Annotated in this window: 9 protein-coding genes and 3 pseudogenes; 6 read left to right on the top strand and 6 right to left on the bottom strand. The window is 69.6% G+C overall.

Annotation, left to right across the window (positions count from 1 at the left end; all coding sequences use genetic code 11):
- Window positions 1-457 precede the first annotated feature (457 nt).
- The 3 genes and pseudogenes from ABZW30_RS45475 (at window position 458) to ABZW30_RS45465 (ending at window position 2903) form a co-directional block, all read left to right on the top strand.
- The gene (locus tag ABZW30_RS45475) at window positions 458-805 is read left to right on the top strand and encodes a hypothetical protein (RefSeq protein WP_355677216.1); all 348 of its coding nucleotides are present in this window, start codon (window positions 458-460) and stop codon (window positions 803-805) included.
- 257 nt (window positions 806-1062) lie between these two features.
- A pseudogene (locus ABZW30_RS45470) lies at window positions 1063-2273 on the top strand (IS4 family transposase).
- A 243-nt stretch (window positions 2274-2516) separates the two neighbouring features.
- On the top strand, window positions 2517-2903 hold the full coding sequence (locus tag ABZW30_RS45465; protein ID WP_355677215.1) for a hypothetical protein: 387 nt from the start codon (window positions 2517-2519) through the stop codon (window positions 2901-2903).
- A gap of 203 nt (window positions 2904-3106) precedes the next feature.
- Here ABZW30_RS45465 and ABZW30_RS45460 read toward each other — a convergent pair whose 3' ends face one another.
- From ABZW30_RS45460 to ABZW30_RS45445, 4 genes are all read right to left on the bottom strand, one after another.
- On the bottom strand, window positions 3107-3706 hold the full coding sequence (locus ABZW30_RS45460; protein WP_355677214.1) for a hypothetical protein: 600 nt from the start codon (window positions 3704-3706) through the stop codon (window positions 3107-3109).
- A 13-nt stretch (window positions 3707-3719) separates the two neighbouring features.
- Window positions 3720-4742, bottom strand: coding sequence for a ferritin-like protein (locus ABZW30_RS45455; protein WP_355677213.1), 1023 nt, complete (start codon window positions 4740-4742; stop codon window positions 3720-3722).
- A complete protein-coding gene (locus tag ABZW30_RS45450) occupies window positions 4684-5232 on the bottom strand; it encodes a gluconate 2-dehydrogenase subunit 3 family protein (protein ID WP_355677212.1) in 549 nt (182 codons plus the stop codon). The genes ABZW30_RS45455 and ABZW30_RS45450 overlap by 59 nt, the downstream gene beginning before the upstream one ends.
- Window positions 5233-5300: 68 nt before the next feature.
- The gene (locus ABZW30_RS45445) at window positions 5301-7004 is read right to left on the bottom strand and encodes a GMC family oxidoreductase (RefSeq protein ID WP_355677211.1); all 1704 of its coding nucleotides are present in this window, start codon (window positions 7002-7004) and stop codon (window positions 5301-5303) included.
- 477 nt (window positions 7005-7481) lie between these two features.
- Here ABZW30_RS45445 and ABZW30_RS45440 point away from each other — a divergent pair.
- Window positions 7482-8199 (top strand): annotated as a pseudogene (locus ABZW30_RS45440) (IS6 family transposase).
- Window positions 8200-8324: 125 nt separating this feature from the next.
- Here ABZW30_RS45440 and ABZW30_RS45435 read toward each other — a convergent pair.
- Both ABZW30_RS45435 and ABZW30_RS45430 read right to left on the bottom strand, forming a co-directional pair.
- Window positions 8325-8714 (bottom strand): hypothetical protein, encoded by a 390-nt coding sequence (locus tag ABZW30_RS45435; protein WP_355677218.1) that lies wholly within the window; start codon window positions 8712-8714, stop codon window positions 8325-8327.
- A 134-nt stretch (window positions 8715-8848) separates the two neighbouring features.
- A pseudogene (locus ABZW30_RS45430) lies at window positions 8849-9241 on the bottom strand (serine hydrolase domain-containing protein); the annotation flags it as partial.
- Between ABZW30_RS45430 and ABZW30_RS45425 the strand changes: the two are divergent.
- A complete protein-coding gene (locus ABZW30_RS45425; protein WP_355677217.1) occupies window positions 9147-9494 on the top strand; it encodes a hypothetical protein in 348 nt (115 codons plus the stop codon). The pseudogene ABZW30_RS45430 and the gene ABZW30_RS45425 sit on opposite strands and share 95 nt — an antisense overlap.
- 11 nt (window positions 9495-9505) lie before the next feature.
- The gene (locus ABZW30_RS45420; RefSeq protein ID WP_355677210.1) at window positions 9506-9721 is read left to right on the top strand and encodes a hypothetical protein; all 216 of its coding nucleotides are present in this window, start codon (window positions 9506-9508) and stop codon (window positions 9719-9721) included.
- Window positions 9722-9823: the final 102 nt, after the last annotated feature.

The following is a 9823-nucleotide window of genomic DNA, read 5'->3' as shown; positions in this document are numbered from 1 at the left end:
GCCCGCGAGGTCTACCGCGCCCTGACCAGCACACCAACCGCACAGATCACTCAAACCGACCTCGCTCCTGCGGCTTGACGTCTATAGGAGCATCCGAAGCGACCATCACGCACCAAACCGAACTGCCGCTCCCGACACGGTGGCGATCACCCCTCAGCCCGCACCAGCCGCCGACAACGGACCCCGACCCGGCAATCGCGGCCTGGGCGGCCCGGGCGGCGGCCTGCTTCCGGGTCTGGCGCAGGTGGCGATGCCGGTGCCGTCGGCGGGGGCGCTGCGGTCGGCCACCGTGGCGGCGGACGCCGACCTGACCCGGGGGCCGAGGAGGGGGCGGGGGCCCGAGGAGCTGTTCGGGTGGCGTTCGAGTCGTCGGACGGTATGCCGGCTCGGGCCCGGGGACGGTGAGCCCACCGGGCTCCCCGGCGATCCCCCAAGCGCAGAGAGGCACCGAATCCTCATGAGCATCACCCGACGAACCGCCCGCGCCCTGGTGGTGGCCGCTACCGCGGCCGCACTGGCCGGCCCCGCCGCCACGGCCACCGCAGTCACCACAGGGCCCGTCCCCGAGTACACCTGCGACAACCTCAGGGCAGACATCAGCCCCGTCGGCCGCTGGGACGCCTTCGGCAACTGCGAGGTCGTCCACGGCAACCTGCCTGAGCACGGGCCCGTACACGGAGAGTTCAGGATTTGGGGGAGGTTCAGCGAGGCCGTCGTCCTGTGCGAGTTCGTCGCACCCGCTTCCGGCTTCGCCGACCTGCCGTTCCACGTCGAAGGCCGGCACTGCCACCGCCTCGACACATAGCTCGCGGATCTGGTCGAAGGGCGCGGGTCACGGTTGGCGCCGGCACGTGGCTCGCCGGGCTACGGACCGCTGCTTGGGCTCCCCGCCCGCCAGGCCGAGGCGCCCTCCCCACCATCACCGACACCCACACGACAGGCGTGTCGGTACACGCTCAGGACATCACCCGATCGGCCGGCCTCGCGGATGGGCGGGCGACCCGCCTTGCGGCCTAGGGTCAATGCCAGTGACTTTGTGGTCTGTGCCTCGTTGGTTGTGGTGTGGCGAGGGTGGGGCAGGTCAAGTCGCCTGCGAGTGAGCGGATATCGGACCGGATCGCGATCGGGGTGCTGACCCAGGCGTTTCCGCCGGGTCTGGTCGATGAGGTGATCGCCGAGACCGGGCGGGGTGAGAAACGCAGCCGTCTGCTGCCGGCGCGGGTGGTCGTGTACTTCGTGCTGGCGATGTGCCTGTTCTTCGGGCAGGGCTATGAGGAGGTCGCGCGGCTGCTGGGTGAGGGGCTCGGGGACGGGCGGCGGTCGTGGCGGGTGCCGACGACCGCCGCGATCGGGCGGGCCCGCCGGCGGCTGGGCGCGGAGCCCTTGCGGCTGCTGTTCGCGCGGGTGTGCCGTCCGGTGGCGGTGCCCGGGACGGCGGGTGCCTGGTACCGGCGCCGGCAGCTGGTCGCGGTGGACGGCACCACGATGGACCTGGCGGACACCGAGGCCAACGACGAGTTCTTCGGCCGGCCGGGATCAGGCCGCGGGAGCGGCGCGTTCCCGCAGGCCAGGCTGGTCGGGCTGGCGGAGTGCGGCACCCACACCGTGTTCGGCGCCGCGTTGGGGCCGCTGTCGGTCAGCGAGCAGACCCTGTCCCGGCAGTTGTTCGCGCACCTGCGGGCGGGGATGCTGCTGCTGGCCGATCGCGGCTTCTACGGGTTCGAGCTGTGGCAGCAGGCGCGGACCTGCTGTGGCGGGTGAAGAAGAACGCGGCGCTGCCGGTGACGCGGGTGCTCGACGACGGCTCCTACCTCAGCACGATCCACGCCGGGAGGGACCGCGGGACGCGCCGCAATCCGGTGACCGTCCGGGTCGTCGAGTACACCCTGGCCCGCACCGGCGAGGCCACTCTCTACCGCCTGGTCACCACCCTCCTGGACCCGAAGGAAGCACCGGCCGCCGAACTCGCGGCACTCTACGTCCAGCGCTGGGAGATCGAGACCACCCTGGACGAGATCAAGACCCACCAGCGCGGCCCCCGGCTCGTCCTGCGCTCCAAGTACCCGTGGGGAGTCGAGCAGGAGGTCTACGGCCTCCTGCTCGTCCACTATGCGATCCGACAGCTGATGCACCAGGCAGCCCTGCATCAGGGCATCGACCCCGACCGGCTGTCCTTCACCCGTAGCCTGCGGGTCGTGCGCCGCCAAGTACCCGCCCAGGCGGGACTTTCCCCCCGGCAGGCTCGCCAGGGCGCTCACCCGCACCCTGGCTGAAATCGCCGAACGCCTGCTGCCCGAACGCCGCCAGCGGACCTGCCCCCGCGTCATCAAACGCAAGATGTCCAACTGGCCCCTCAAACGCGCCCAACACCGCAACTGGCCACCACCACAACCGGCCACCGTCACGATCACCCAGCGGGACGCAACTTAAGTCACTGGCATTGGGCCTAGGGTGACTGGCGGTCCATCAGATTTTGCCACCGTTGCGCTGTGGAACGACCCCCAGGAGTGACCGTCATGCGCCGTACTGCCGCCGTGTTCGCAGGAGCCGCCGCCCTGTCGGCCGCCTTCACCCTCCAGGCCGCCGCCGCCCCGGCCCAGATCACCGCCCCCAACGCCAGAGCCGCCGCAGAGGTGGACAGCCTCGGTAGGCTGCAGAGGCAGAAGAACGTGATCGACAGCTATCGCCCCTTCACGGGTGTCTACTGCGTCATCGTCGACCCGAGCGCCGGCATCGACCTCCCCAGCGCCCTGATCCTCGCCAACGGTGGGGTCGGCACCGACAGCGTGCAGATCCTCCGGGAACCCACCCAGTCGTGCGGCAACCGGCGGGACGCCATCACCGTCGTCCCCGTCAAAGACGGTCGTCAGACGGACGCCGAGTTCACCATCGCCGTCCTGTAGCACGACGGGCACCCGGCCCAGCGCGGCCGATCCGGCGCTCCTCAGGAAAGTCGGACCGGCCAACGCGCCCCCGAGCGGGCAGCCACCTCAGCCGGTATCCCGAATGATCCCCCACTGAGATCGATCAGGCCCGAAGCCACAAAACGCTGTCGGCGACCGGGCCGGCAAAGGCAACAGCGAACCGCCCAGCGCGATCCGCCAGGTCACGCCCGACGGTCCCGCACCGGGTAGAGCCTCGCGTGCAGCACCCGCGCTTCCCACCACGGATCGTCCGGAGCGGACACCAGCGCGGCCACCAGCTCCCGCTTGGTCGGTGCGGGCAGCACCAGAGGCCCCAAGCCCCGTACGACGCGGGCCTCCACACACCCCGGGCACTCCAGCCGGTCCCGGCCGGCCTTCTCCCGCAGTTCCAGCTTCGAGTCCTCATTCCCGCCGATGGAGCCCCGGCACGTCCAGCACGGGCGCAGCGCGGCGTTCGCCGTGCGGGCGGCGTCCAGCTGCTCTTCGGCCTCCCGCTCGAGCTGCTCCTTCCGCTGCTGGTGGCAGGACCGGCAGCGGCCGCCGGGGCGGCGGGTCCACTTGTGGTTGCTGTGGAGGCCGTACTCCCAGGTGCTCTCCTGCTCGGGGATGTCGCCGCAGTCGATGCAGGCCAGGGAGTCCATCAGCTCCTGGTGGGCCTGTTGCTGCTCGTGCTCGCGGACGGCCTGGCGCTGGTCGTAGGCGGCGCGGGTGTTCGGGTTGTCCAGCGCCTCGGTGAGGGAGTGTCGGCCGGGGCGACCAGGTGGAGCCGGTCCCGCTGGCACCCGCAGAGCTCGCTCAGGCCGCTCCGTCATCCCACCGAAACTCCGGACGGATCCCCCGATTGATCAGGTCCCGTCCGAGGATCTGAAGCTGGAACATGGCCGCCACGTTCGGCGGCGCGCCAGACGTCCAGCACGCCTCCAGGTCGACCAGCAGCTTCGACAGGGTGCGGTTGAACTCGGTCGAGGGGTTCGGCCGGGCCTGGGAGGCTGCGAAGTGGTACACCTCCGGCAGGGTGACGGAAGCTCCACTGAAGCTCCACTTGTCGCCGGTCTTGACCAGCCGCTTCTGGACGTAGAGCTCCTTGAACAGGTAGTAGTGCGCGTGACCGTTGTCCCCCTCCCCCGGCGGCTGATCGGGTGAGCCCTGTGTCCCCTCCCCCTCGCGCTTGATCCGGTCAATCGTGTCGACCGCGTCGGCGACGGTTCTGATCGGCTTCGCGAAAGGCACCTCCACCGCGTGGGCCTTCGGGTCGATCGCCGGCTCGAGCTTCTGGAACGTCTGGATGATCGTGTCGTAGAAGGCGCCGATCGTGGCAGGCGGCCGCCCGGCCAGGAGGGCGATCGGGGGGAACTCCGGGTACTCGATCTGCATGAACACCGCGAGCTGGTCCTTGACCAGCGGCTTCAGATCAACCGGAAGCTCCTGCGGAATGCCGCCGGGCAGCTCGTTGGCCGGATAGGTCGGCAGGAAGTCCGGGTGCGCGATCGACGGCCGGCCGCCGATCGCGGCCAGCAGGTTTCCGGCCAGCGCGAAGTGGTTCATCTCCTGGCTGACGATTCTGTGCAGCACACCCTCGGTGCGGTCCGGGTCGTCCTTGACCGACCACTGCGCACACAGATACGGCGGGATGGTGGCGAATTCCAGCCGCATCGCGAGATGCAGGGCGCCTTTGAGGTCGTCCAGCGGCAGAACTCCCGCCTCGACGTACTCCCTGATGGTCTTCATGCGCGGAGTGCCCGCGGTCACCGGATTCACGCTACAGCCCCAACTTCCTGAGTTCGTCGTCGATGATGCGCTGCGCCTCCGGCGGGACACCCGGAAAAGCGAGCAGCGGCACGTTCCCGGGATAACCGATCGCCTTGAACCCGATGTCGGAGGTGAAGTAGCCGGCGAGCAGCAGGGACCGGAACCTGATGAAGAAGCTCCGGTCCGTCGCGGTGGTCGACGCGATCTGGTCGACGATCGTGCGCTGCCGGGAGCCGTCCAGTTCGACGAACCCCGTCCCGAACTGGCGCCGCGCCTCCGCGTCGACCGTGGCGAGGCCGGTCGTGATGACGGTCCTGTGGCCCTGCTGCGTCTTGTAGGGAGCGCTCACCCAGTCGTCGAAGAAGTCGGCGATCCCCATCGCACTCGGCACCGGATACTCAGCGGTGCCCGGTAGAACGATGTCGGCGAGGGCCGCGACGAGTGCGCGCTCGCGCTCCGAGAGCGTGCGCGGCCAAGGCGTGTGCGGCGTCACGAGGTTGGGATCGGTGCCGTAGCCCTGCGGTGCGGTACCGACCCCGGCGGCACTGTGCTGGTCCATCTCGTCCTCTCGCTTGCGATGTACCGTCATCCGGTCGCGCTCGCTCGACCGTTGGGCGCGTGGTGCGGTCAGATCCCGCCGCTCCTCAGCAGTTCGAGGATGCGGGCCGAACTCCGCGCGGCCAGGGCCAGGATGGTGAGCGTGGGGTTCTTGTCCGGGCTCGACGCGAACGCGGCGCCGTCGACGACGAACAGGTTCCTCACGTCCCAGCACTGGTTGTAGGCGTCGAGCACGGAGTTCTGCGGCGAGGTCCCCATCCGCGCGCCGCCGACCTCGTGGACCGCTCCGCCGCCCTGCGGCATCGCGACGGGACTGGTGTCCGGCGCGCCGCCGAGCAGGCTGAAGACCTTGTTGAAGGTGTCGTGCATGTGCGTGACCTGCCGGACTTCCGGATCTCCCCATTTCCAGTGGAACCGCAGGACCGGAACTCCCCACTTGTCCTTGACCGTCGGATCGAGCTCGCAGAAGGAGTCCTCGTTCGGGATCATCTCGCCTTCGCCGATGAGAGTGACGGTCGTGCCGTACCTCCGCCGGACCTCCGCCCGCAGGGCGTCGCCGTAGATCGCGCTGCCGTCGTCGATCAGGCTTCCGATGCCGGTGGTCGGCATCCTGCGACCCCCGCGCGGCTCGATGTGGTACCCGCGCGGGAACCCGAGCTGCCCGGCGGCCTGCTCGGGCAGCAGCCACCACGGCACGTAGATGTGCGGGGTGAAGATGCCGTCGTCGTTCAGCACGGGGAGTTTTTCGAGCATTGGAATTCGGGAGGAGCGCGAGAACTCGACCGAGTCCATCAGGTACTTGCCGACCAGCCCGTGGCCGTTTCCGATCCCGTTGGGGAACACGGCGCTTCGTGAGTTGAGCAGGATGCGCACCGACGAGCAGGTTCCCGCCGCCAGCACCACCACCCGCCCCGTGACCGAAAACTCGGAGCCGGTCACCCGGTCGTTGTAGGTGACCCCAGTGGCCCGCCCGGTCGCGTCGACGTCGACCCGGGACACCATGGCGTTGCACACGACGGTGAGATTGCCGGTGGCGCGGGCGGGGGGAATGAGGACGGTCGTGCTCTGGAAGTTGGAGCGGCTGGCGCAGCCGCGGGTGCACTGGGTCGAGTACAGGCACGCCGCGCGGCCGTTCAACGGGCGGGTGAGCACCGCCGCCCGGATCGTCGCCACCTTCATGCCCAGGTGCTCGAACGCCCGGCTGAGGACGATCTCGAAGCCGCGCGGGGGCGGCGGTGGGAGCTGGACGCCGGGCGGGGAGTCGGGGGCGTTCTCGATCCCGTGGGGAAGGCCGGTGACACCGATGAGTCGTTCGGCCTTGTCGTACCACGGCGCCAGGTCGGCGTACTCGATCGGCCAGTCGAAGCCCAGTCCGTCGCGGGTCTTCGGCTTGAAGTCGTACGGTCCGAAGCGCAGCGCCACCCGACCCCAGTGATTGGTGCGGCCGCCCAGCATCCGTGGCCGCCACCAGCTGAACTGATTCGACTTGTCCGGATTCGGGGGGTCCGCCTGACTGTAGGGCTCACCGGCGATCTGCGAGCCGCCGTCGACGGTGGCGTCGTAGAAGCCCTGCGGCTTGTCCGACGTCGAGGCCGCCCGCAACGGCGCGTCCTGCGGCGTGTTGAACATCGGCGTCTCGGTCCCGGGATCGTAGTCCCGGCCCGCCTCCAGCATCAGGACGCGAGCGCCCGCCGCACAGAGCTCGTTCGCCGCCATTCCACCGGCCGCCCCGGAGCCGACGATGATGACGTCGAACGCCTGGATATCGGACAAGGTCCCACTCTTTTCACCGGATATCGCTGCGTAATCACGGCCGTCACTCTCAGTGACCATACCGTGACAAGTCTCGCAGAGGCTGCGATGACCCGCGACCGGTGGATCCAGGAGTGATCCGGGCGTTCACCGGCGCATGATCGCGGGCTCGTGCCGCCGCAGCGGCCAGGTGACCAGGACGCCGAAGAGCACCGAGACCACCAGGAGCATGCCCAGGTCGAGCGGTCAGGTTCCCTGGTTGCGGGCGAAGAGCAGTAAGAAGCACCGGCCACCATGGTGGTGGACCGGTGCTTCTTGCCTGGGAGCGCGGCGGCCGACGGTCAGAGGCGGCTGCGGCGTACCCCGGGCCGGGTGGGCGGGACCTGCTCGCCACGCAGTGCGAGGGCGGCGGTGCAAGTGCGCTCCAGCTGGCGCTGTCACGTTAGCCGATTGGGTGAGATGATCTTCTGATCGATCACGGCGGAGGGGGGATCATTCGTGGAGAGCACGTCGCCGTCGCACAGGGGTCACCGACACCCGGTCGAGGTCATCTCCCACTGTGTGTGGCTGTACTTCCGGTTCCCGCTGTCGTTCCGCGAGGTGGAGGAGCTGATGCTCCAGCGCGGTGTCGTCGTCTCCCACGAGACGGTCCGGCGGTGGTGCCTGAAGTTCGGGCAGACCTACGCCGATGCGCTGCGCCGCAGGCAGCCCCGGACCGGGGACAAGTGGCATCTGGACGAGGTCTTCATCAAGGTCAACGGCGAGCGGAAGTACCTGTGGCGAGCCGTTGACCAGGACGGCAACGTGCTGGACATCCTCGTGCAGGGGCGGCGGGACAAGGCCGCGGCCAGGTGCTTCCTGCGCCGCCTCCTCAAGCGGACCCGCGCGGTGCCGAAGGTGATCGTCACGGACAAGCCGCTCCCATGGAGCCGCCCACCGCGAGGTCATGCCGTCCGTGGAGCACCGCTCCCACAAGGGTCTGAACAACCGGGCCGAGAACAGCCACCAGCCCACCAGACAACGCGAACGCGCCATGAAGGGCTTCCGCTCCGCCGGCGCGACCCAACGCTTCCTGTCCGCGTTCAGTGGCATCTCACCCCACTTCCGACCCCGCCGCCACCTGATGGCCGCCACCGGCTACCGAGCCGAGATGACCGTCCGCTTCGCGATCTGGGAGCAGGTCACCGGAGCCGCCAGCCCGCCCACCGCGGCCTGAACACACAGCTGCAACCTGGCCCCACCACACCCCGACACACCCTCAGGCACTCTCGCACCCAACAACGTGACAACGCCCCACACCACGATGACGCCGCACCGGCCACCACTACCCCTGACCAGGCATCAGCCCCCAGACATCACGACAAACTGCTGCAGCTCACCACGACAACGAAATGCAACTTCACACTCCCCCACCAGCCGCTCGGCAGTCTGTTGCAGCGAGCCCTCGTCCGCCTCGAAGCGGCCGGCCGCTACCGCCAGGGCGAGCCTCGCGGTCAGCGCGGCGACCGCCGGGGCCATGACCTCCCGCAGCTGCTGGAGCCTGGCGATCGCGCCGAAGTACGGGTCGCACGCGGCGAGTACCTTGGCCGCGTCAGCGGGGAAGGAGATCGTGACGTAGTCCGGCAGGGTGGCGAGGTAGAGCTCGACGTCGGCGTCGCTGACGTGCCGGATCCGGATGCCGTCGCTGCCCGGGCGCTCGCCGACGACGATCTCGAACAGTGACTGGCGCACTCCTGCTTCGTCCCACTGCTGTCGGCAGATGCGTGCGGCAGCGACGGCTTCGTCGAGGTTGGCTCGTGGTCCACCGGTGTCTGGTCGGTGACGTTCACCCGGGAACCGGGGCCGAAGAACTGGTAGGCCTGGGCGTGCGGCCGGGGCAGGGTGGGGGAGGTGCCCATCCAGCGGGTCCGGTCGAGGCCGAGGGGGCGCAGGATGCGGTCCTCGATCTCCCGGTGGGCGGGCCGGCCGGTGACCTCCTGGATGATCACGCCGAGCAGGACGCAGCCGGTGTTGGAGTACTTCCAGCCCTCGCCGGGCGGGAAGTCCGGTGCGTGGGCCATGGCGAGGGCGACCAACTGCCCGTCACTGTAGACGTCGTGGCGCTGCCGGTAGTACTCCTTCGCGGTGGTGTACCCGGGCAGGCCGTCGTCGGAGATGCCGCTGGTGTGCCCGAGCAACTGGCGGACGATGATCCGGCTGCCATCGCTGCCCTTCCTCGGCTGGATCCCGATGGAGCAGCTCCTCCCGGTGGGCTTCATGTTCGCCCTCGGCGCCCTCGCCGAGCTGTACCGCACGAAGCTGCCGATCAACGACCTCGCCGGCGTCGCGGCCTTCGCGCTGTTCCTCGCCAGCTGCCGCTACGGCGCGTTCACCGTCGTCGGGCTGCCGGCCTTCGCCTACGGGCTCATCTGGCTGGCCGCCCGCATGCCCGGCCCGCTGACGAAGGTCGGCACCAAGGTCGACTGTCCTACGGCATCTACATCTACGCGTTCCCGATCCAGCAGTGCCTGACCCTGTGGCAGGTGAACCGCCACGGCTACACCGTCTACAGCCTGGTGTCGCTGGTCCTCGCCGCCGCCGCGTTCCTCTCCTGGCACCTGGTGGAGAAGCCGTCCCTGAAGCTCAAGGACCTCGGGCTGCGCCGCCCGCCGCGCACCGCCCCGCAGGGCAACCGCCCCCCGGCCGTCCCCGGGCCCGGCGCGGCCGAACCCGTCGCCGAGACGGCCTCCGCACGGTAGGCACACACCCCGTCAATGCCCGTGGGCCCGGCACGCGGACGCGGCCGCCGCCCCCATTAATAAGGGTGTGCACGTCCAGCTGAGGACCGAAGCTGAGTCGTC

This window comes from Kitasatospora sp. NPDC004669, from assembly GCF_040609455.1.
GTDB lineage: Bacteria > Actinomycetota > Actinomycetes > Streptomycetales > Streptomycetaceae > Kitasatospora.
This window is presented reverse-complemented; position numbering and strand designations above follow the sequence as displayed.

Bases quoted from the DNA above. Each gene is read 5' to 3' on its own strand.
- ABZW30_RS45475 (WP_355677216.1), top strand. From the start codon at position 458: ATGAGCATCACCCGACGAACCGCCCGCGCCCTGGTGGTGGCCGCTACC.
- ABZW30_RS45465 (WP_355677215.1), top strand. From the start codon at position 2,517: ATGCGCCGTACTGCCGCCGTGTTCGCAGGAGCCGCCGCCCTGTCGGCC.
- ABZW30_RS45450 (WP_355677212.1), bottom strand. From the start codon at position 5,232: ATGGACCAGCACAGTGCCGCCGGGGTCGGTACCGCACCGCAGGGCTAC.